A 20,428-nucleotide genomic window follows, 5' to 3' on the forward strand; every position below is an offset into this window, starting at 1 on the left:
GCAAGCACTGCGCGCCGCGCGGGGCCCCATGTTGTCATCCTGCCTCGGTGCGGCCCCGCCGATCGGCGCGCAAATTGGCATAAAGCACATGATTGCGCCATCTTCCGGCGATCTGGAGGTAGGACTGGGCCACGCCCTCGTACTTGAAGCCGGTCTTCTCCAGCACCCCGCGCGAGGCGGCGTTCTCGGGCAGGCAGGCGGCCTGGATGCGGCTAAGGTCGAGCCGGGTGAAGGCGTGGTGCACCGTCGCCGCGATGGCCTCGCGCATGTAGCCCTGCCGGGCGAAGGGCGCGCCGACCCAGTAGCCCAGCGTGCCGTCCTGCGCGGGGCCGCGGCGGATGTTGTCGAGCGTGATCGCCCCGAGCAGCACCTCGTCGTCGGCCCTGAGCAGGAACAGCGGCAGCGCGCTGCCCTGCGCGACCGCCCGGTTGGCCCAGTAGACGCGGTTGGCGAAGGCCTTGCGGCTCAGGTGATCGGGCGCCCAGGCGGGCTCCCACGGCTTGAGGAAGCTCTCGGAATCGCGGCGCAGCGCCGTCCATGCGCGGAAATCGGCGTGCACGGGCGGGCGCAGCACCATGCGCTCGGTCGCGATCCGCACCCGCCGGCGCCCGACGAGGCGCATCACGCGGCGAGCCTGTCCTGCAACTCCGCAAGCGCGGGCGCGCGGTCGGCCGGGCCGTAGAGGGCGAGGGCCGCCTGCCCCTGCCCCGCGAGGCGCCCTGCATAGTCGGCGAGCGTGGCGCGGTCGACCGCCTCGATCCGCGCCACCGTCTCGTCGAGGCCCGGCACCCGGCCGTAGATGGCGAGCAGGCGGGCGAGCCGCTCGGCCCGGGCCGAGGGCGATTCGAGGCCCATGAGCAGCCCCGCCTTCATCTGTGCGCGGGCGCGGGCGACCTCCTGCGCGGTGACGTCGGTCGTCACGCGGCGCAGCTCGTCGATCGTCAGGCGGGCGAGATCGCCGATATCCTCGGCGCCGGTGCCCGCATAGACCGTCAGCATGCCGGTATCGACGTAAGGACCGGCCGAGGCGAAGACGGTGTAGCACAGCCCCCGCTTCTCGCGGATCTCCTGGAACAGGCGGCTCGACATTCCGCCGCCCAGCAGCGTGGCATGCACCTGGCTGGTATAGAGATCGCCCGAGGCATAGCCCGGCGCCTCGAGCGCAAGGGCGAAATGCACCTGTTCGAGCGGCTTGCTCACCCGCTTTTCCGAGCCGGAGAACCGGGCGCTCTCGGTCTGCGGCACGGGGCGCGCGGGGAGGTGGCCGAAGAGCCGCTCGGCCTGGGCCACGATGGCGTCGTGGTCGACCGCGCCGGCGGCCGACAGCACAAGCCGCCCGGGCGCGTAATGCTCGGCCACGAAGCGCGCCAGATCGGCGCGGGTGAAGCCCGCGACCCGCTCGGCCGGCCCGAGGATCGTGCGCCCCAGCGCCTGGCCGGGATAGGCGGCCTCCTGCAGCCAGTCGAAGATGATGTCGTCGGGCGTGTCGAGCGCCTGCCCGATCTCCTGCAGGATCACGCCGCGCTCGACCTCGATCTCGCTCTCGGCGAAGGCCGGCTCGAGCACGATGTCGGCGATCACGTCGAGGGCCAGCGGCACGTCGGCGCCCAGCACCCGGGCGTAGTAGGCGGTCGTCTCGCGGCTGGTATAGGCGTTGATGTAGCCGCCCACGTCCTCGATCTCTTCGGCGATCTTAAGTGCCGAGCGCCGCGCGGTGCCCTTGAAGGCCATGTGCTCGAGGAAATGGGCGACGCCGTTCTGCTCGGCGCGCTCGTGGCGGCCGCCCGCGTCGACCCACAGGCCCACCGCCGCGCTCTCGCAGCCCGGCATCCGCTCGCTGACGACGCGCAGGCCGTTCGGCAATTCGTGCAGATTGACGCTCACGCGGCGCGCCTCTTGCTGATGAGGGTCTCGATGGCGGCGAGGTCGTCGGCGACCCGCGTCACCCGTTCGGGCCTGTCGTACAGGTCGGCCATGCGATTGGGAAGGGGCGGCCGAATGCCTGTCGCGGCCTCGACCGCGTCGGGGAACTTTGCGGGGTGGGCCGTGGCGAGGGTGACCATGGGCGTCGCGCCCAGGTGCCGCTCGGCCACGGCGACGCCGCAGGCGGTGTGCGGGCAGAGCAGCTCGCCGGTCTCGGCGTGCAGGCGCCGGATGGTCTGCGCCACCTCGTCCTCGCCCGCGCGGCCCGAGCCGTAGATCTCGCGCAGATGCTCCAGCGCCCCCTGCGAAATAGCAAAGCCCCCCTGCCCCTTCAGTTCGTCCATCAGCTGCGCCACGGCCGCGCCGTCGCGGCCGTAGGCGTCGAACAGCGCGCGCTCGAAGTTCGACGACACCTGGATGTCCATCGAGGGCGAGGAGGTCGGCACCACCTCCGCCCGCGTGTAGCGGCCAGTCTGAAGCGCGCGGTGCAGGATGTCGTTGGTATTGGTGGCGATCACAAGCCGCTCGATCGGCAGGCCCATGCGGCGGGCGATGTGGCCGGCGAAGATGTCGCCGAAATTGCCCGTGGGCACGGTGAACGACACGGGGCGGTGCGGGGCGCCGAGCGCGACCCCGGCGGCGAAGTAGTAGACGACCTGCGCCAGCACGCGCGCCCAGTTGATCGAGTTGATGGCCGTCAGCCCGACCGCGTCGCGGAAGGCGAAATCGTTGAACATGTCCTTCACGCGCGCCTGCGCCGCGTCGAAATCGCCCGCGAGCGCGAGGGCGTGCACGTTTTCCTCGATCGGCGTGGTCATCTGGCGGCGCTGCACCTCCGAGACGCGGCCGTCGGGGAAGAGGATGAACACGTCCGTTCCCGCGACGCCGCGGAACGCCTCGATGGCGGCGCTGCCGGTGTCGCCCGAGGTGGCGCCGACGATGGTCAGCCGCGTGCCGCGCCGCGCCAGCACCGCCTCGAAGAGCTGGCCGATGAGCTGCATTGCGAAGTCCTTGAACGCCAGCGTCGGCCCGTGGAACAGCTCGAGCAGGAAGTGGCCGGGCGCGAGCTGCTTCAAGGGCGCGCGGGCCGGGTGGGCGATCTGCGCGTAGGCGCGGGCGATCAGGTCGCCGAACTCGGCCTCGGTGAAGGCGCCGCCGAGATAGGGCCACATGACCCGGTGCGCGACCTCCTCGTAGGGCAGCCCCGCCAGCGCCGCGATGTGCCCGGGCTGCAGTTGCGGGATATGGTCGGGCACGTAGAGGCCGCCGTCGCGGGCCAGCCCCGCCAGCATCGCCTCCTCGAAGCCGAGCACCGGCGCCTGTCCGCGGGTGGAGATGTAGTGCATGACTCTGGCCTCGACCGTGGCGCCCTCGGCCCGGCGGCCGCGCGGCTGGCGCGGGCGGGAGCCTCCGGCGGGGATATTTTCAGGCAAGAAGAAGAGGCGCGGGCGCTCAGGCGACGGGCCTCTCCGTTCCGGCGCGGGCGGTCTTACGCCGGATGAAGAGGGCTGTCATCCCCAACCAGACGGCGGCGAGGCCGAACCACTGGACGGCGTAGCCGAGATGGTTGTTGGGGATACCCCCGGTTCCGACGGGCATGGGCCGGATGGTCTGCTGCGGCGGCTCGGTGGCACGGGCGACGACGAGCACCGGCTCGGTGTCGAGCGCCCCGGCCATGCGGCCCACGTCGCGGGCGAACCACCAGTTGCCGGCCACGTCGTCGTCGGGCGTGAAGCGGTCGCGCTCGTCGGGCCAGTGGAGGTTGCCTGTGACCGTCAGCGCCCGGGGTGGGCGCTCTGCCTCCTTCGCCTCGTCGGGCACGAAGCCGCGGTCGAGCAGGAGGCGGCGGCCCGCATCGGTCTCGAAGGCGGCGACGATGCGGAAGCCGGCGCCCAGCGTCTTGTCGCTGACCAGCACGTGCAGTTCGCGCGCGCCCGTCGTGCCGGTGACACGGACGGGCAGGTAGCGGTCGTCCTCGGGGTCGGGGTCGGGCGGCACCGCCACGGGGGCGGCGCCGATGCGCGCCTCGATTTCGGCGAGCATGCCCTCCTTCCACTCCAGCCGCTGGAGCTGCCAGACGCCGAGCGCCGCCAGCACCGCCGCCCCTCCGAGGCCTGCGATCAGGGCAAAGAGATGGCGCCGCATCGATCCCTCCAGACCGGAGAGGGGCGCGCCCGCGCACGCCCCCCGGCTTCTTTCTGTTCAAAATACGCATCGACGCGCCGGCCCGGGCCCGCTCCGCCGCCGGTGCGGAGAGACCTCAGAGCGCCCAGAGATAGACGGCGAAGAACAGGAACAGCCAGACCACGTCGACGAAGTGCCAGTACCACGCGGCCGCCTCGAAGCCCACGTGGTTGTCGGCGGTGAAATGGCCCGCCTTCACCCTGAGCCAGCAGACGAACAGGAAGATCGTGCCGATGATCACGTGCAGGCCGTGGAAGCCGGTGGCCATGAAGAAGTTCGAGAAGAACTTGTCCTCGCCGAAAACCCAGTCCTGGTCGACCAGCAGGTAACGGTACTCGTAGGCCTGGAAGCCGGTGAACATGATCCCCAGCAGCACCGCCGCGAGCAGGCCCCACTCGACCTCCTTGCGGTCGCCGTGATGCACCAGCGCGTGGTGCGCCCACGTCACCGCGCAGCCCGAGAGAAGCAGGATGACGGTGTTCATCAGCGGCAGCTCGAACGCGTTGGGCGCGTAGAAATCGGGGGGGACGTATTCGGACCCCACGTATTCGTTCATCGGGTAGAGGGCGTGCTTGAAGAACGACCAGAACCACGCCGCGAAGAACATCACCTCGGAGATGATGAACAGGATGAAGCCGTAGCGCAGGCCGAGCTGCACGACCGGCGTGTGGTCACCCTCGGCGTTCTCGGCGATCGTGTCGGACCACCAGGCGAACATCGTGTAGAGGATCGCCGCGAGACCGATCAGGAAGAGCCAGGGGCCCGCGTCGTTCATCCACAGCACGGCGCCGAACAGCATGACGAAGGCGCCCACCGACGCCACGAAGGGCCAGATGGAGGGCTGCAGGATGTGGTAGTCGTGGTTCTTCTCGTGTGCCATGCGTGGCTCCCTCGTGATCCCCGTGCGCCCGCTCAGTCGAGCGACAGGGCGGCCTGCTCTTCTTGCTCGGGCAGGTCCATTTCGTAGAACGTGTAGCTGAGCGTGATCACCGAGACGTGCCGCGCGTCGCGGTCGTCGACGATCTCGGGATCGACGAAGAAGGTGACGGGCATCTCGACGCGCTCGCCCGGTTGCAGAACCTGCTCCTCGAAGCAGAAGCAGGCGATCTTGGCGAAGTAGCCGCCGGCGGTGAAGGGCGAGACGTTGTAGGAGGCGGTGCCGGCGATGGGCCGGTCGGTGGGGTTGTAGGCCTCGTAGAAGGCCAGCGCGGTCTCGCCGATGCGCACCTCCATCTCGCGCTGCATCGGGCGGAACTCCCACGGCATGCCGCGGTCGAGGCCCGCGTCGAAGCGCACCTTGATGGTCTCGTCGAGCACCGTGTCGCTGTCGCCGGCCGCGACCGCGGTGGTGCCCCCGTAGCCGGTGACGCGGCAGAACCAGTCGTAGAGCGGCACCGAGGCCCAGGCCATCGCCCCCATGAAGACCACGACCGAGACGGTCTGCGCGAGCGTCTTCTGCTTGCCTTCGAGGTTGCGGAAGATCATTGGCCGACGCCCTCCTGAGCGGGCAGCATCTCGGGGCGCAGCACGTGGTCGAAGCCCTGGATGCCCCCGGTCTGCTGCACCTTGACGACCGACAGGCCGAACACGATGGCGGCGAAGGCCGCCAGCAGCACCGCCACGCCGACATTCCGGCCGCGGCGGCGGTCGTGCAGTTCGTGGGTTGCGCGGATGGTCATGTCCAGCCTCCCCAGATGCCGAAGGATCTCAGCGTCGCATCCGCCAGGAGCGCGCCGAAGTGAAGGAAGAGATAGGTGAGCGACAGGCGGAACACACGCTTTTCCGTTGCATAGCTGTCGGCCTCGGCGTCGGCGGTGGTGCGCCGCTGGATCGCCCACGCCCCCCGCAGGAACAGCGCGTTGCAGGCGAGCGCCGTGGCGAGGTAGACCGGCCCGCCGATCGAGGTGAAGGCTATGCCGAGGGCCAGCGCGGCCAGCGCGACGGTGTAGGCCAGGATGTGGCGGCGCGTCGCGTCGTGGCCGTGGGTGACCGTCAGCATGGGCACGCCCGCCTTGGAATAGTCGTCCTTCATGAAGAGGGCGAGCGCCCAGAAATGCGGCGGCGTCCACATGAAGATCAGGGCGAACATCAGGACAGCCTCCAGGCTGACCGAGCCCGTCGCCGCGACCCAGCCGATCATCGGCGGGAAGGCGCCGGCCGCGCCCCCGATCACGATGTTCTGGGGGGTCGAGCGCTTGAGCCACATCGAGTAGATCACGGCGTAGAAGAAGATCGTGAAGGCCAGCAGCGCCGCCGCCGCGAGGTTGGCAGCGAGCGCGAGCATCATCACCGACAACAGCGACAGGCCGAGGCCGAGCGCCAGCGCCTCGCCCGGGGCGACGCGGCCCGCGGGCACGGGGCGCTTCGCGGTGCGGCGCATCACCTCGTCGATGTCGGCGTCCCACCACATGTTGAGCGCGCCCGAGGCGCCGGCGCCGACGGCGATGAACAGGATCGCGGTGAACACGAGGAAGGGGTGGGTCGGCACCGGCGCCACCAGCATCCCCACCAGGGCGGTAAAGACGACGAGCGACATCACCCGCGGCTTGAGCAGGTCGACATAGTCGCGGAACGTGGGCTCTGCCTCGCGGGGGAGGCTCCGGTGAAGGCTGACGTCGGTCATCTCGGCTCGCGTCTGTGCTCGCTCTGGCGGCCGGGCGGCCGCATCGTCCATTCGGCGGGGCGGGCGGCGGGCAACCCGGCTGTCGTGCCCCGTCCCCCGGCCGGACGCCGGGCTGCTGCGCCGGCGCGCGGGATCACTCGGCCGCGGCCACGTCGACCTCGCGTGGCGTGCCTGCATAGACCTCGATGGCGCTGTCGAGCCAGGCCTCGTATTCCTCCTGCGACACCGCCTTGACCGTGATCGGCATGTAGGCATGCGCGATGCCGCAGAGCTCGGAGCACTGGCCGAAATACACCCCCGGCTCGTCGACGGTGAACCACAGCTCGGCGAGGCGGCCCGGCACCCCGTCCTGCTTCACGCCGAAGGCGGGCACCGTCCAGGAATGGATCACGTCCGACGCGGTGACCTGCACGACGATCGTCTGGCCCACCGGCACGACCATGGCGGTATCGGTGGCCAGCAGGAAGTGCTCGCGCGCATAGCCCGCCTCCTGCAGCTGCGCCTCGACCTCCGGCGTCAGACGGTTGTCGCCGCCCGTGGCCGGAGAGCCGATCATGTAGCTGTCGAAGCTAAACTCGTGGTCGGGGTATTCGTAGTTCCACGCCCACTGGAAGCCCGTCGCCTTGATGGTGACGTCGGCCTCGGGGATCACCTGCTGCTTGAACAGCACCGGCAGCGAGAACGCCCCGATGAAGACGAGGATCATCACCGGCCCGAGCGTCCACGCCACCTCGAGCGGCGAGTTGTGGGTGAAGGTGCCGGGCTCGGGGTTGCTGCGCGAATTGTAGCGCAGGATCACGTAGGCCAGCAGCGCCAGAACCAGCAGCGTGATCGCGGTGATGATGACCAGCAGCATCCCGTCGAGCCAGTGCAGGTCGCGCGCCAGCTCGGTCGCGGCGGGCTGGAAGCCGAGCGCGCCCTGCTCTGGCACGCCGATGATCGGCAGGTCGCGTGGCTCGACGAGCTCCTGCGCCCCGGCAGAGAGGGGAAGTGCGGCGAAGAGGGCGGCGCCGAGGGGCGCGCGCGCCGTCATGGCTGGTCGCATATGTGTCGTCCCGTTCGCTGTGGCGCGTGGGCCGCTCGGCCCGCCCCCGCTCCTGCACGGGGGCCACGGCATGCCGTGGTGCGCTGTTTGCCGGCGACAAAGCATAGCCGGACATGGCGCACAAGCACGGCCGACGCGGCAAAGAGACACAACATGTCGCATGGCGGGCGTGCCGGAGCGCCAGCGGGGCCGTCCCTGCCGCTCCGCGATGCCCGGCATGGATGATGCGGCCGGATGCGTATGGGATGCGGAAACACGCCGGGAGCACCGGCGCCGCCACCCGCGCGACGCTAGTGGCCCGTCCTGCCTGCTTCTTTCTGTTCCAAATACGCAAAGGCGCGACGGGGGGCCGGGCGCGGGGCCGGGACGGGGAACGGGCGGCGGCCCGGCGCGGCCGCGCCACCTGCGCGCCGTGTTGCGCGGCAGGCCGGGCGGGCCATATGACAGGGAGCCGCCACTCCCCGCCCCTGACCCGAAAGGCCCGCCCCATGTCGGATTTCCGCCCCTTCGAGACCCGCGTGACCGAGGAAGACGCCCGCGCCGCCCTGCGCGCGGCGACCGAGGGCGCCGACGACGGCGAGCTGTTCCTCGAGCGGCGCCGCTCCGAGGTGCTGTCGTTCGACGACGGCCGCCTGCGCACGGCGAGCTTCGATGCGGCCGAGGGCTTCGGCCTGCGCGCCGTCAGGGGCGAGACGGCCGGCTACGCCCATTCGACCGAGATCAGCGCTCAGGCGATCGCCCGCGCGGCCGAGACGGCGCGGCTCGCCGTGGGCGACGGCGGCGGCACGCTGGCAGAGGCGCCGCGGGCGACCAACCGGCGCCTCTACGACGACGCCGACCCGATCGGCGCGGCCGCCTTCGCCGCAAAGGTCGACTGCCTGCGCGAGATCGACGCTTTCGCCCGCGGGCTCGACCCGCGCGTCGTGCAGGTGAGCGCGACCCTCGCCGCGAGCCACCAGGAGGTCGCGATCCTGCGCCCCGACGGCCATCTCGTGCAGGATGTCCGGCCGATGACGCGCCTGAACGTCTCGGTCATAGCCGAGGAGGGCGGCCGGCGCGAGCAGGGCGGCACAGGCGGCGGCGGGCGCACGGCGCTGGCGCTCCTGCTGGACCGGCCCCGCTGGGAGGGGATGGTGCGCGAGGCCCTGCGCATCGCGCTCGTCAACCTCGGCGCCGAGGCCGCCCCTGCCGGCGTGATGGACGTCGTGCTGGGCCCCGGCTGGCCGGGCATCCTGCTGCACGAGGCGATCGGGCACGGGCTCGAGGGCGATTTCAACCGCAAGAAGCACTCTGCCTTTGCCGGCCTCATGGGGCAACAGGTGGCGGCCCGCGGCGTCACCGTGCTCGACGACGGCACGCTGCCCGGGCGGCGCGGCTCGATCACCGTCGACGACGAGGGCACGCCCTCGGGCCGCAACGTGCTGATCGAGGACGGCGTTCTGACGGGCTACATGCAGGACCGGCAGAATGCCCGCCTGATGGGGGTGGAGGCCACCGGCAACGGGCGCCGGCAGAGCTACGCGCACCCGCCCATGCCGCGGATGACCAACACCTACATGCTGGCCGGTCCGCACGACCCGAAGGATATCGTGGCCGGCCTCGAGGACGGGATCTACGCCGTGGGCTTCGGCGGCGGGCAGGTCGACATCACCAACGGCAAGTTCGTGTTTTCCTGCACCGAAGCGTATCGCGTGAAGAACGGCGTCGTCGGTGCGCCGGTCAAGGGGGCCACCCTGATCGGCGACGGCGCGACGGCGCTGCGCCATGTCGAGGCGGTGGGCGACGACCTCGAGCTCGACCCCGGCATCGGCAATTGCGGAAAGGCCGGCCAGTGGGTGCCGGTCTGCGTGGGACAGCCGACGCTCAGGATCGGCGGGCTGACGGTGGGCGGCGCAGAGGCCTGAGCGAGCCGGGTTCTACGAGCGAAAGAATCGCGGGATTTCCGGAGGTTGCGCGAATTGTCGGAAAATTTCGCCGCAGCCTGGGTCCCGTTTACCAGTGGTTAACCGGTTCACCATAGAACAGGAGGTGCAAGAGACGGAGCGGCGGCAGGTTGGATTTGTTTTCTTCCCCACCCCCCCTCGCACCACCCACCTCGGAAGGAAATGAGCTGTCGTGGCTTCGTCTCTTGCGCTCCCGCCGGGTGGGCCCCGCGACATTCCGCAGACTGATCGCCGAGGCTGAGGGGTCGGCCACCGACGCCCTCGCCGAATTGCCGAAGGTCGCGGCCGCCGCAGGGGTCGACGACTACACCCCCTGCCCCCCGGCACAGGCCCGTGCCGAGCTCGAGGCCGGCCGCCGCGCCGGCGCCGTGCCGCTCTTTCTCGACCATCCCGCCTTTCCCCCGATGCTGCGCGACCAGGTCGACGCGCCTCCGCTCCTCTGGGCGCGGGGCGAACTGTCGCTGCTGGCCCGGCCCGCGATCGGCCTTGTCGGCGCGCGCAACGCCTCGTCGCTCGGCCTGCGGATGGCGCGCAGCCTCGCCCGCGGCCTCGGCGCGGCGGGTCTCGTCACCGTTTCGGGCCTCGCCCGCGGCATCGACGCAGCCGCCCACGAAGCCAGTCTCGACACCGGCACGATCGCCGTGCTGGCGGGCGGGGTCGACGTGCCGTACCCGCCAGAGAACGAGGGCCTGATGCGTCGCATCGCCGAGGCGGGCCTCGTCGTCTCCGAGATGCCGCCGGGCCTGCGCCCGCAGGCCCGCCACTTCCCCCGCCGCAACCGCATCATCGCCGCGCTCGGCCGCGCGCTGGTGGTCGTCGAGGCGGCGGCCCGCTCGGGCAGCCTGATCACCGCGCGCGACGCGGCCGATCTGGGGCGCGAGGTGCTCGCCGTGCCCGGTCACCCGTTCGACGCGCGCGCCGCCGGGTGCAACATGCTGATCCGGGACGGCGCGGCGCTCGTGCGCGGGCCCGACGACGTGCGCGCCGCCCTTGGCCCCGCGATCCCGGCCGAGGCGGCAGCGGCGGCGGCGCCCGCTGTCGAGGCCGCTCGCCCCGAGGCGGCGCCAACGGCACAGATGCCGCGCCCGCCAATCAACGCCCCGGCGATCCCGACGGGCCCGGACACCGCCCGCCACCGGGGCGCGCCACCGCTCGCACGCGCGGCCGATGCATCGCGCACACCGCCCGGGCGCCCCCCCGCGGCACGCGCCCGCTCCGGCCAGCCGGACGGCCCGACGCGCGCTTCCCTGCCGAGGGGCGCAGCGCGCGCCGCGATTCTCGAGCGTCTCGGCGCCTCACCGGTCGACGAGGATTCGCTGTTGCGCGACAGCGGCCTCGCGCGCCCCTCCTTCGCCGCCACCCTCACCGAACTCGAGATGGACGGGTTGGTGCGCCGCGCCCCGGGCGGGCTGCTCTCGCGCGGCTGAGCCGGGCGGAGCGGCCCCCGGGGCAAGCCCTATCTCGTGACGCCGGCGCGCGCGGGTCGGAGAGCGGCGCCCCCTGCCCCACCGCCGCCTCGCCCGTGCCGTGGCGGGGCGGATTGACAAGGCGCGGCGCCCCCCCACATGGTCGCGGGCCGCCACGCAACGCCCGCCGGAAAAGGATTCGCATGCCCGTCGTTGTCGTCGAGTCGCCCGCCAAGGCGAAGAAAATAAACGATTATCTCGGCGACGACTACACCGTTCTCGCCTCCTACGGCCATGTCCGCGACCTGCCCTCGAAGGACGGCTCGGTCGACCCCGACCACGATTTCGAGATGCAGTGGGAGGTGGCGAACGACAGCAAGCAGCATGTCCGGGCCATCGCCGAGGCGCTCAAGACCGACGGCGAGCTCATCCTCGCGACAGACCCCGACCGCGAGGGCGAGGCGATCAGCTGGCACCTGACCGAGGCGCTCGCAAAACGCCGCGCGATCAAGAAGGACACGCCCGTCAGCCGCGTCGTCTTCAACGCCATCACCAGGCAGGCGGTGACGGAGGCGATGCAGAACCCCCGCGACGTCGACATGGAGCTGGTCGAGGCCTATCTCGCCCGCCGCGCGCTCGACTACCTCGTGGGCTTCAGCCTCTCGCCCATCCTCTGGCGCAAGCTGCCCGGCGCCAAGAGCGCGGGGCGCGTGCAGTCGGTCTGCCTGCGGCTCATCGTCGAGCGCGAGATGGAGATCGAGGCCTTCCGCCCGCGCGAATACTGGTCGGTCAAGGCGATGCTCGACACGCCGCGCGGCCAGGCGCTCGAGGCTCGGCTGGTGACGCTGGGGGGGCGGAAGCTCGACCGGTTCGACCTGGCCACTGCCACCGATGCCGAGCTCGCGGTGCAGGCGGTTTCGTCGCGGGCTCTGTCGGTCACCAGCGTCGAGGCCAAGCCCGCCACGCGCAACCCCGCCGCCCCCTTCATGACCTCGACGCTCCAGCAGGAGGCGAGCCGCAAGTTCGGCCTCGGCGCCAAGGCGACGATGGCCGCCGCCCAGCGGCTCTACGAGGCGGGCCTGATCACCTACATGCGGACCGACGGCATCGACATGGCGCCCGAGGCGGTGCATGGCGCGCGCGACGCGATCAAGGAGTTCTACGGGGGCGACTATGTGCCCAAGAGCCCCCGCATGTACAAGAACAAGGCCAAGAACGCGCAGGAAGCGCACGAATGCATCCGGCCGACCGACATGTTCGCCCGCCCCGACCGGGTGAAGCTGTCCGAGCCCGACCAGCGCCGCCTCTACGATCTGATCTGGAAGCGCACGATCGCCTGCCAGATGGAGGCCGCGCGCCTCGAGCGCACCACCGTCGAGATCGGCAGCGCCGACGGCCAGGTCGGCCTGCGCGCCACGGGCCAGGTGATCCTGTTCGACGGGTTCCTCAAGGTCTACGAGGAGGGCCGCGACGACGACGAGGGCGAGGATTCGCGCCGGCTGCCGCAGGTGAGCGAGGGCGAGGCGCTCGCGCCCTCGCAGGGCGCGCTCGAGTCCGAGTTCGCCAAGGCCACGGCGGACGACGAGGGCGCCGCCCGGATCGATGCGGCCAGGGCCATCCTCGGGCTGCAGCATCACACCCAGCCGCCGCCGCGCTACACCGAGGCGACGCTGGTCAAGAAGATGGAAGAGCTCGGCATCGGCCGCCCCTCGACCTATGCCTCGATCGTCACCACGATCCAGGACCGGGAATATGTCAGGAAGGACAAGGGCCGCCTGATCCCCGAAGACAAGGGCCGGCTGGTGACGGCCTTTCTCGTCAACTACTTCCGCCGTTACGTGGGATACGACTTCACCGCCGCCCTGGAGGAGGAGCTCGACCACGTCTCGGCCGGCGAGGCCGACTGGAAGGAGGTGCTGCGGCGGTTCTGGCGCGACTTCAAGGCGGCCATCGACGAGACCGCCGAGCTGCGCATCACCGACGTGCTCGAAAAGATCGACGAGGTGCTCGAGCCGCACCTCTTTCCGCCGACCGAGGACGGCTCCGACCCGCGCATCTGCCCATTGTGCGGCACCGGGCGCCTCAGCATGCGCACGGCGCGGTCGGGCGGCGCCTTCATCGGCTGCTCGAACTATCCCGAGTGCCGCTTCACCCGCCCCTTCGGCCCGCCGGGGATGGAGGGCGAGAGCGCGATCGGCCCCGACGGCAAGCTGCTCGGCCACGACGCGGGCGACGCGATCACCCTGCGCGACGGCCGCTTCGGCCCCTACGTGCAGCGCGGCGAGCCGACCGAAGAGCAGCCCAAGCCGCCGCGCGCCTCGCTGCCAAAGGGCTGGTCGGTCGAGGCCATGGACCTCGAGAAGGCGCTGCGCCTGCTGTCGCTGCCCCGCCAGATCGGCCCCCATCCCGAAGATGGCGAGCCGGTCGAGGCCGGCATCGGGCGCTACGGGCCCTATGTGCGCCACGGCCGCACCTACGCCAACCTGCCCGATGTCGACGAGGTATGGGACGTCGGCATGAACCGCGCGGTCGAGTTGATCGCGGCCAAGCGCACGCGCGGCCGCCCGGCCGCCGCCGAGCCGCTCAAGAGCCTGGGCGAGCACCCGGAAGCCGGCGGCGAAATGGCCGTGATGGAAGGGCGTTACGGGCCCTACGTAAAGTGGGGCAAGGTGAATGCAACGCTGCCCAAGGGCACCGATCCGGCCGACGTGACGCCCGAGATGGCCGTCGAGCTGATCGCCGCGAAGCAGGCGAAGGGCAAGAAGGGCGGCCGGTCTTCGGCGAAGTCCGGGGGCACCAATTCGGGTGGGTCCAAGACGGCGGGGTCCAAGACGGGTGGGTCAAAGTCGGCGGGGGCGAGGTCGACCTCCGCCAAGGGCGGCGCCAGGAGCGCAGCGGCCAAGACGTCGCCCGCGAAGACGTCCTCCGCAAGAAAGACCTCGGCCAAGACATCGACGGGCTCGAAGGGCTCCGGCAAGACCGCCGCCGAGTGAGAGCGCCGCGCGAAAAATGCGCGCCATCACCCTGACAGGGGCGGTTTTCTTCCGCGTCTCTCGCCCTGCCGTCTCCAAGGCCCGCCTCGCGCGGGAACGTTCCGCCGCCTCACCTGCTTGCCCCCTAAAGCACAGGAGGACAGGATCATGGACTGGAACGAGATCGTCGCCAACTGGCCCGCCCTCGCGGGCTCGATCCTCACCCGCTGGCCGGGGGCCGACGAGGACACCGTGCTGGCGATGGATGGCGACCGGCCCGCCTTCGTGGCCTACGTCTCGCGGCTCGAGAACATCCCCGAGGCCGAAGCGGAGGAGCGGATCGCGCAATGGTCGGAGACGGCGATGCCGGCCGATGCCCGCATGGCGCCGGTGCGCGACAGCCAGACGATCCGCGAGGCGGGCGCCGAACTGCCGCCGGGCGAGGAGCCGCTCGACGCCGACGAGCAGTTCGGCGACGAGGCAGATGGCGCGCGCACTGTCCCCGACCCGCCGATCGGGCGGACGGAAGGCTGAGCGCGGTCTTCTTCCACCACAGGACCGGCCCCGCCACGAAAAAGGGGAGCGCCCGCGGCGCTCCCCCGAACCATTCCGGCGCCCCGTGTCAGCGCTTGGAGAACTGGAAGGAGCGGCGGGCCTTGCGGCGGCCGTACTTCTTGCGCTCGACCACGCGGCTGTCGCGGGTGAGAAAGCCCGCCGCCTTGAGCGCCGGCCGCAGCGCGGGATCGTAGAGCTGCAGAGCGCGGGAGATGCCGTGCTTGACCGCGCCCGCCTGCCCCGACAGGCCGCCGCCCTTGACGGTGCACATCACGTCGAACTGGTCCTCGACGCCGGCGACCTGGAAGGGCTGCCGCAGGATCAGCTGCTGCACGGGGCGGGCGAAATAGACCGCCATTTCCTTGCCATTGACGACCACGCGGCCCGAGCCCGGCTTGATCCAGACCCGCGCGGTCGCGTCCTTGCGGCGGCCGGTGGCGTAGGAGCGGCCGAACTCGTCGCGCACGGGCTCGCGCGGGGCCTCGGCCTCGGCCATCGCGGCGGCATCGGTGCCGGAGGCGACCTCGTTCAGCTCGGCGAGGGATTTCACTTCTTCGGCCATGCTCACGCGCTCCGGGTGTTCTTGGCGTTCATCGACTTCACGTCGACCACTTCGGGCGATTGCGCCTCGTGCGGGTGCTCGGCCCCGGCATAGACGCGCAGGTTGGTCATCTGCTGGCGCGACAGCCGGTTGCCCGGCAGCATCCGCTTGACGGCCTGCATGACCACGCGCTCGGGGTGCTTTCCCTCGAGGATCTCCTGCGTGGTCTTCGACTTGATGCCGCCCGGGTAGCCGGTGTGCCAGTAATGCGGCTTCTGCCGCTTCTTGCCGGTGATCTGCACCTTGTCGGCGTTGATGACGATCACGTTGTCGCCCATGTCCATGTGCGGGGTGAAGGTCGCCTTGTGCTTGCCGCGCAGGCGCATGGCGACGATCGAGGCGAGGCGGCCGAGCACGACACCCTCGGCGTCGATCACCACCCATTTCTTCTCGATGTCCGCCGGGGTCGCGGTGTAGGTCTTCATGATGGGTCCCGTGAACTGAGAGGCGGGGCACGCCGGAAGCGGCCCCGCCCATGAATTCGGATGGCGCCGTTCTACGCCCCGCCGAAGCACAGTCAAGAGCCAAAGAGGCAAAAAACGCCACGTTTTGCAGTCGCTTGCAATGCAGGTATCATAATACCGCCCTCTCGACGACCCGCGCCGCGCCCGGCCGGGCTTGTTGCGTCACGCACACACCGGATTTTCACGCCCCGCCCCTATCCGGGGCTTGATCGAATCCCTCGCCCCGCTTAGGTGCCCCCGCACATCGGGACCGATCCCAACTTCGAGCAGGCTTCGGGGGGGCGCTAAGGGACCGACTGGAACGCACTTCTGGCTGAAAGGGGGACCGTCATGTATGACGCCGACCTCTTCCAACTGGGGTCCGGTCTGGCAACAGGCGCCCAAGCGGAAGATACCACCGACACTCTCCGTGCGCGGCTCGACACGCTCGTCGACGCCGACCGCGAGGATCATTTCATTCGCCGCGACGGCCGCGTCTATGCGGGCACGCACCTGATCATCGAGGTGGTCGACGGCACCGGGCTCGACGACGAGGCACGCATCCAGCAGGCCTTCCGCGACTGCGTGGCGGAATGCGGGGCGACGCTGCTGCACATCCACACCCACAAGTTCTCGCCGCAGGGGGTCTCGGGCGTGGCGGTGCTGGCCGAGAGCCATATCAGCGTCCACACCTGGCCCGAGATCGGCTACGGCGCGTTCGACGTGTTCATGTGCGGCGACGCTGCGCCGTGGCGCGCGGTCGAGGTGCTCGCCCGCGCCTTCGAGACGGCCGACGTGCGAGTGAAGGAGCTGCTGCGCGGCGACGGCCTCGTGCCGCAGAGCGAGGCCGCCTGAACGCCGCTCCGCAGGCGGATGACGGCAGACGGATGACGGGCCGCTCCGCAGGGGCGGCCCGACCCCGCAGGTCATGCGCCACCCGCCCGGTTGAGCCTGCCGGCCGCATCGCCCATGGTCGCGCGCGATCGAGGCCCGATCGAGGAGGGAATCGCCCATGACCGACATGGCCGGCTGGTCCGTCGAGACGCTCCACCCCGAATACGCCCAGGCCCTGCGCGAGGACGAGCTGCTCTACGACAGCCAGACGGAGCACCAGCGCCTGCGCGTCTTCCGCAACGCGCGGTTCGGCAAGGTGCTGACGCTCGACGGCGTGGTGCAGGTGACCGAGGCCGACAACTTCGTCTATCACGAGATGCTGACGCATGTGCCGATCCTCGCCCACGGCGGGGCGAAGCGGGTGGCGATCGTCGGCGGCGGCGACGGTGGCATGGCGCGCGCCGCGCTCGACCATGCCTCGGTCGAGCGCGTCACGATGATCGAGATCGACGCGGGCGTGGTGGAGTTCTCGAAGACATACCTGCCCGAGATCTCGCGCGGTGCGTTCGACGACCCGCGCCTCGAGCTGGTGATCGCCGATGGCGCGGCCTTCATGCGGGAGAGTGGCGATACCTTCGACGTGATCATCGTCGATTCGACCGATCCGGTGGGGCCGGGCGAGGTGCTGTTCACCGACACCTTCTACGGCCACGCCCGCGAGCGGCTGAGCGAGGGCGGCATCCTCGTCACGCAGAACGGCGTGCCCTTCATGCAGCCCGACGAGTTGACGAACACGATGCGCGCGTTCCGGGCGCTGTTCCGCGACTGGGGCTGCTACCTCGCCACGGTGCCGACATATGCCGGCGGGCCGATGGCCTTCGGCTGGGCGACCGACGGGGTGGCGCGCGACGCGGCGATGCAGACGCTGAAGGCGCGCTACGCCGCCGCCGGCCTCTCCACGCTCTATTACACGCCCGAGGTGCACAAGGCGGCCTTCGCCCTGCCCGGCTACGTCAAGGCGCTGATGCCCGAGTGACCCGCGGCTACCGCCTGGGCGGGATCGAATAGGTCAGCGAGGCCCGCGCCACCGGGCCGTCGAGCCCCGGCGCCTCGATCAGCGCGTCGCCCACCGCCAGCACGCGGCCGAGCTTGAGCACGCGCGCCGTGCAGGTCAGCCGCGCCCCCGCCGGCGGCTTGCGCATGAAGTCGATCGAGACGTTGGTGGTGACCGCGAGCGCCTCGGGCCCGACCCGGGCGAGCACGGCGAGGTACATCGCCACGTCGGCCAGCGCGAACATCGTGGGCCCCGAGACGGTGCCGCCGGGGCGCAAGTGACGCTCGGCCGTCTCCAGCGCCACCACCACCCGGTCGGGCGCGGCCGTCTCGACGGTGAAATCGGCGGCGACCTGGGGGAACGCCTCGCCGAGGAAGGTCTGCAAGGCGGCGCGGTCCATCGCCAGCCCCGACCTGTCCGAGTTGTCGTCGCGCATCCCTCGCCCTCCCCGTTCGTTTCCGGCATAAGGGCAACAAACGGCGAGGGAGGACAAGATGGCCGACGAGGTTCTGACCCGCGAAGACCGGGGGCACGTGGCGGAACTCACGATGAACCGGCCCGCCGCGCTCAACGCCCTGTCGGACGCGTTGCTCGCCGCCCTGTCGGACGAGTTCGCCCGGCTGGAGGGCGACCGCGCGACGCGCGTCGTGGTGCTGCGCGGCGCGGGCAAGGCCTTCTGCGCGGGCCACGACCTGCGCGAGATGCAGGCGGGGCGGCAGGCCGAGGATGCCGGGCGCGCCTATTTCGCCGACCTGTTCGCGCGCTGCTCGGCGGTCATGCAGCAGATACGCGCCCTGCCCCAACCGGTGATCGCCGAGGTCCACGGCGTCGCGGCCGCCGCCGGCTGCCAGCTCGTGGCGTCGTGCGACATGGCGGTGGCGGCCGAAGGCACGCGCTTCGGCGTGAACGGTGTGAATATCGGCCTGTTCTGCTCGACGCCGATGGTTGCGCTCTCGCGCAACGTGGCGCCCAAGCAGGCCTTCGAGATGCTCACGACGGGCGAGTTCGTCGAGGCGGCCCGCGCCCGCGAGATCGGGCTGGTCAACCGCGTCGCGCCCCACGAGGCGTTGCGCGACGAGACGGCGGCGCTGGCCGACACGGTGGCGGGCAAGCTCGAGTCGGCGGTCAAGATCGGCAAGCGGGCGTTCTACGAGCAGATCGAGATGGGGCTGGCCGACGCCTATGCCCACACCTCGGCCGTGATGGTCGAGAACATGCTGTGGCGCGACACCGACGAGGGCATCCAGGCCTTCCTGGAGAAGCGCAAGCCCGACTGGCCGCAATAGCGCGATGGGGGCAAAACCGGCCGGGCCGCTCTGGCTGCTGATCGCGCTGCAGGCGGCGATCTCGGGGGCGAGCCTCGTGGTCGAGATCGTCGCGGGGCGGATGATCGCGCCCTATGTCGGCATGAGCCTCTATACCTGGACGGCGATCATCGCCGTGGTGCTCGCGGGCTTCTCGGTCGGCCACTGGTGGGGCGGGCGGATCGCGGCGCGGCCGACGCCCCGCGCGCTCGCCTTCGCCGGGTGGACGATGGTCGGCGCCGCGCTGACGACCGGCGCCGCGGCGCTGGTGCTGCGCGCGGTCGCCGGACCGCTGCTGCAAACCGTGACCGAGCCGCTGACGGCGATCACGCTGCTCGCCACGGCCGCCTTCTTCCTGCCCTCGCTCTTCGCCGGCGTGCCCGCGCCCATCCTCGCCGTCGCCGCCATGCGCGGGCGCGACGGGGCCGAGCGGGCGCTCGGCGCGATGTTCGCCGCCGGGGCGGTGGGGGCCATCGGAGGCACGCTGCTCGCGGGATTCCTCTTCGTGTCGTGGCTCGGCTCGGCCGCCACGCTCGCGGCCATGACGGCGACCTACGCGCTGGCCGCCGCGCTCCTCTTCCGCCTCGCCGCCGTGCCGCGGCCCGAGGCCGGGGCCGCCGCCGCGGGCGCGCTCGCCGCGCTCGGCCTCGGCCTCTCGGCGCTCCTCCTCGGGCCCGTCTGCGACCGGGAGAGCCGGTACTACTGCATCCGCACCGTCGACCTGTCGAGCGAGCCGGCCGACCCGGTGCGCCTGATGGTGCTCGACCACCTCGCCCACGGCATCTCCGCCCGCGAGGCGCCGCGCGTGATGTTCACCCCGCACACCGCGATGCTCGACGCCCTGCCCCGGATGCGCCTGTCGCCTCCGGTGGCGTCCTTCCACATCGGCGGCGGCAGCTATTCGGTGCCGCGCGCCTGGGCCGACCGCGATCTTGGCCCGATCACCGTGGCCGAGATCGACCCGGAGGTGACGGCGCAGGCCGCGGCCCAATTCTGGTTCGACCCCGGCACGGCGCGCGTGATCCACCGCGACGCCCGCGCCGTCCTGCGCGACGAGGCCGCGCGCTACGACGTGATCGTGGGCGATGCCTTCACCGACATCGCCGTGCCCGCGCATCTCGTGACCGAGGAGTTCTTCGGCCTCGTGGCCGACCGCCTGACCGACCGGGGCCTCTACGCGATGAACGTGGTCGACGACACCAGCCGGATGGAGGCGCTCGCCGCTCTCGTCGTCACGCTGCGGCGCGTCTTTCCCTCGGTCGAGGTCTGGACCGAGGCCCACCCGCCCGGCCCCGCCGAGCGGCGCGTCTTCGTCATCCTCGCCGGAGCGGCGGACAGCCCGGTGTCGCGGATCGAGACGCGCGCCCCCGCACCCACGCCCTTCGCCGCGCTCGAGCCCGCGTTCCTCGACGACCTCGTGGCACGGCTGGAGCCGACCCCGCTGACCGACGATTTCGCCCCGATCGACCGGCTCGTGGGCCTGACGCGCCTCGTCGACTGACGAAGGGGGCGCCGGGGCCGCCGAGGCCCGTTTCCGACAC

The 20,428-nt window shown here is 71.2% G+C and carries 20 protein-coding genes; 8 read left to right on the forward strand and 12 right to left on the reverse strand.

Going from position 1 to position 20,428, the window contains the following annotated elements; genetic code table 11:
• Positions 1–34: 34 nt before the first annotated feature.
• From DLJ49_RS03680 to coxB, 9 genes are all read right to left on the reverse strand, one after another.
• The gene (locus tag DLJ49_RS03680; protein WP_115392168.1) at positions 35–622 is read right to left on the reverse strand and encodes a GNAT family N-acetyltransferase; all 588 of its coding nucleotides are present in this window, start codon (positions 620–622) and stop codon (positions 35–37) included.
• Positions 622–1,884, reverse strand: coding sequence for a M16 family metallopeptidase (locus tag DLJ49_RS03685; protein ID WP_115392169.1), 1,263 nt, complete (start codon positions 1,882–1,884; stop codon positions 622–624). Before DLJ49_RS03685 ends, DLJ49_RS03680 begins: the two co-directional genes overlap by 1 nt.
• On the reverse strand, positions 1,881–3,269 hold the full coding sequence (thrC, locus tag DLJ49_RS03690) for a threonine synthase (protein ID WP_115392170.1): 1,389 nt from the start codon (positions 3,267–3,269) through the stop codon (positions 1,881–1,883). Before thrC ends, DLJ49_RS03685 begins: the two co-directional genes overlap by 4 nt.
• Before the next feature lie 106 nt (positions 3,270–3,375).
• Positions 3,376–4,068: an SURF1 family protein gene (locus tag DLJ49_RS03695; RefSeq protein ID WP_115392171.1), complete on the reverse strand. Its 693-nt coding sequence runs from the start codon at positions 4,066–4,068 to the stop codon at positions 3,376–3,378.
• A gap of 115 nt (positions 4,069–4,183) precedes the next feature.
• Positions 4,184–4,987 (reverse strand): cytochrome c oxidase subunit 3, encoded by an 804-nt coding sequence (locus DLJ49_RS03700; protein WP_115392172.1) that lies wholly within the window; start codon positions 4,985–4,987, stop codon positions 4,184–4,186.
• Positions 4,988–5,019: 32 nt separating this feature from the next.
• The gene (locus tag DLJ49_RS03705) at positions 5,020–5,592 is read right to left on the reverse strand and encodes a cytochrome c oxidase assembly protein (protein WP_115392173.1); all 573 of its coding nucleotides are present in this window, start codon (positions 5,590–5,592) and stop codon (positions 5,020–5,022) included.
• A complete protein-coding gene (locus DLJ49_RS03710) occupies positions 5,589–5,786 on the reverse strand; it encodes a hypothetical protein (RefSeq protein WP_115392174.1) in 198 nt (65 codons plus the stop codon). The genes DLJ49_RS03705 and DLJ49_RS03710 overlap by 4 nt, the downstream gene beginning before the upstream one ends.
• Positions 5,783–6,730 carry a heme o synthase gene (gene cyoE / locus DLJ49_RS03715; protein WP_115392175.1) on the reverse strand — a complete coding sequence of 316 codons (948 nt, stop codon included), beginning with the start codon at positions 6,728–6,730 and terminating at the stop codon, positions 5,783–5,785. Before cyoE ends, DLJ49_RS03710 begins: the two co-directional genes overlap by 4 nt.
• A gap of 133 nt (positions 6,731–6,863) precedes the next feature.
• Positions 6,864–7,763 carry a cytochrome c oxidase subunit II gene (gene coxB, locus DLJ49_RS03720; protein WP_115392176.1) on the reverse strand — a complete coding sequence of 300 codons (900 nt, stop codon included), beginning with the start codon at positions 7,761–7,763 and terminating at the stop codon, positions 6,864–6,866.
• Positions 7,764–8,263: 500 nt separating this feature from the next.
• Between coxB and tldD the strand changes: the two genes are divergently transcribed.
• From tldD to DLJ49_RS03740, 4 genes are all read left to right on the forward strand, one after another.
• Positions 8,264–9,679, forward strand: a complete 1,416-nt coding sequence (gene tldD, locus DLJ49_RS03725) for a metalloprotease TldD (RefSeq protein WP_115392177.1) — start codon at positions 8,264–8,266, stop codon at positions 9,677–9,679.
• A 206-nt stretch (positions 9,680–9,885) separates the two neighbouring features.
• The gene (gene dprA / locus DLJ49_RS03730; RefSeq protein WP_369932486.1) at positions 9,886–11,145 is read left to right on the forward strand and encodes a DNA-processing protein DprA; all 1,260 of its coding nucleotides are present in this window, start codon (positions 9,886–9,888) and stop codon (positions 11,143–11,145) included.
• A gap of 182 nt (positions 11,146–11,327) precedes the next feature.
• On the forward strand, positions 11,328–14,117 hold the full coding sequence (gene topA, locus DLJ49_RS03735) for a type I DNA topoisomerase (RefSeq protein ID WP_115392179.1): 2,790 nt from the start codon (positions 11,328–11,330) through the stop codon (positions 14,115–14,117).
• Between the two features lie 147 nt (positions 14,118–14,264).
• Positions 14,265–14,630, forward strand: coding sequence for a hypothetical protein (locus DLJ49_RS03740; protein ID WP_115392180.1), 366 nt, complete (start codon positions 14,265–14,267; stop codon positions 14,628–14,630).
• Between the two features lie 88 nt (positions 14,631–14,718).
• Here DLJ49_RS03740 and rpsI read toward each other — a convergent pair whose 3' ends face one another.
• Entirely contained in the window at positions 14,719–15,213 is a 495-nt protein-coding gene (rpsI, locus tag DLJ49_RS03745) for a 30S ribosomal protein S9 (protein ID WP_115392181.1), read from the reverse strand.
• A 2-nt stretch (positions 15,214–15,215) separates the two neighbouring features.
• Positions 15,216–15,677 carry a 50S ribosomal protein L13 gene (rplM, locus tag DLJ49_RS03750; RefSeq protein ID WP_115392182.1) on the reverse strand — a complete coding sequence of 154 codons (462 nt, stop codon included), beginning with the start codon at positions 15,675–15,677 and terminating at the stop codon, positions 15,216–15,218.
• Between the two features lie 369 nt (positions 15,678–16,046).
• On the opposite strand from rplM, the gene speD reads away from it, so the two are divergent.
• Both speD and speE read left to right on the forward strand, forming a co-directional pair.
• Complete coding sequence (speD, locus tag DLJ49_RS03755; RefSeq protein WP_115392183.1) at positions 16,047–16,550, forward strand: adenosylmethionine decarboxylase; 504 nt, start codon at positions 16,047–16,049, stop codon at positions 16,548–16,550.
• Between the two features lie 157 nt (positions 16,551–16,707).
• Positions 16,708–17,565, forward strand: coding sequence for a polyamine aminopropyltransferase (gene speE / locus DLJ49_RS03760; RefSeq protein ID WP_115392184.1), 858 nt, complete (start codon positions 16,708–16,710; stop codon positions 17,563–17,565).
• 7 nt (positions 17,566–17,572) lie between these two features.
• Here the strand turns inward: speE and DLJ49_RS03765 are convergent, their stop codons facing one another.
• Complete coding sequence (locus DLJ49_RS03765; protein ID WP_233488702.1) at positions 17,573–18,019, reverse strand: PaaI family thioesterase; 447 nt, start codon at positions 18,017–18,019, stop codon at positions 17,573–17,575.
• 58 nt (positions 18,020–18,077) lie between these two features.
• On the opposite strand from DLJ49_RS03765, the gene DLJ49_RS03770 reads away from it, so the two are divergent.
• The gene (locus DLJ49_RS03770; protein ID WP_115392185.1) at positions 18,078–18,869 is read left to right on the forward strand and encodes an enoyl-CoA hydratase; all 792 of its coding nucleotides are present in this window, start codon (positions 18,078–18,080) and stop codon (positions 18,867–18,869) included.
• Between the two features lie 4 nt (positions 18,870–18,873).
• Positions 18,874–20,388, forward strand: a complete 1,515-nt coding sequence (locus DLJ49_RS03775; RefSeq protein ID WP_115392186.1) for a fused MFS/spermidine synthase — start codon at positions 18,874–18,876, stop codon at positions 20,386–20,388.
• Positions 20,389–20,428 lie beyond the last annotated feature (40 nt).

The sequence above is a fragment of the Rhodovulum sp. 12E13 genome, from assembly GCF_003340565.1.
GTDB lineage: Bacteria > Pseudomonadota > Alphaproteobacteria > Rhodobacterales > Rhodobacteraceae > HLUCCA09.

What these genes read in the sequence shown, in the direction of transcription:
- DLJ49_RS03680 (WP_115392168.1), bottom strand. Translation starts at nt 622, where the DNA reads ATGCGCCTCGTCGGGCGCCGGCGGGTGCGGATCGCGACCGAGCGCATG.
- thrC (WP_115392170.1), bottom strand. Translation starts at nt 3,269, where the DNA reads ATGCACTACATCTCCACCCGCGGACAGGCGCCGGTGCTCGGCTTCGAG.
- DLJ49_RS03695 (WP_115392171.1), bottom strand. Translation starts at nt 4,068, where the DNA reads ATGCGGCGCCATCTCTTTGCCCTGATCGCAGGCCTCGGAGGGGCGGCG.
- DLJ49_RS03700 (WP_115392172.1), bottom strand. Translation starts at nt 4,987, where the DNA reads ATGGCACACGAGAAGAACCACGACTACCACATCCTGCAGCCCTCCATC.
- DLJ49_RS03705 (WP_115392173.1), bottom strand. Translation starts at nt 5,592, where the DNA reads ATGATCTTCCGCAACCTCGAAGGCAAGCAGAAGACGCTCGCGCAGACC.
- DLJ49_RS03710 (WP_115392174.1), bottom strand. Translation starts at nt 5,786, where the DNA reads ATGACCATCCGCGCAACCCACGAACTGCACGACCGCCGCCGCGGCCGG.
- cyoE (WP_115392175.1), bottom strand. Translation starts at nt 6,730, where the DNA reads ATGACCGACGTCAGCCTTCACCGGAGCCTCCCCCGCGAGGCAGAGCCC.
- coxB (WP_115392176.1), bottom strand. Translation starts at nt 7,763, where the DNA reads ATGACGGCGCGCGCGCCCCTCGGCGCCGCCCTCTTCGCCGCACTTCCC.
- tldD (WP_115392177.1), top strand. Translation starts at nt 8,264, where the DNA reads ATGTCGGATTTCCGCCCCTTCGAGACCCGCGTGACCGAGGAAGACGCC.
- topA (WP_115392179.1), top strand. Translation starts at nt 11,328, where the DNA reads ATGCCCGTCGTTGTCGTCGAGTCGCCCGCCAAGGCGAAGAAAATAAAC.
- DLJ49_RS03740 (WP_115392180.1), top strand. Translation starts at nt 14,265, where the DNA reads ATGGACTGGAACGAGATCGTCGCCAACTGGCCCGCCCTCGCGGGCTCG.
- rpsI (WP_115392181.1), bottom strand. Translation starts at nt 15,213, where the DNA reads ATGGCCGAAGAAGTGAAATCCCTCGCCGAGCTGAACGAGGTCGCCTCC.
- rplM (WP_115392182.1), bottom strand. Translation starts at nt 15,677, where the DNA reads ATGAAGACCTACACCGCGACCCCGGCGGACATCGAGAAGAAATGGGTG.
- speD (WP_115392183.1), top strand. Translation starts at nt 16,047, where the DNA reads ATGTATGACGCCGACCTCTTCCAACTGGGGTCCGGTCTGGCAACAGGC.
- speE (WP_115392184.1), top strand. Translation starts at nt 16,708, where the DNA reads ATGACCGACATGGCCGGCTGGTCCGTCGAGACGCTCCACCCCGAATAC.
- DLJ49_RS03765 (WP_233488702.1), bottom strand. Translation starts at nt 18,019, where the DNA reads ATGCGCGACGACAACTCGGACAGGTCGGGGCTGGCGATGGACCGCGCC.
- DLJ49_RS03770 (WP_115392185.1), top strand. Translation starts at nt 18,078, where the DNA reads ATGGCCGACGAGGTTCTGACCCGCGAAGACCGGGGGCACGTGGCGGAA.
- DLJ49_RS03775 (WP_115392186.1), top strand. Translation starts at nt 18,874, where the DNA reads ATGGGGGCAAAACCGGCCGGGCCGCTCTGGCTGCTGATCGCGCTGCAG.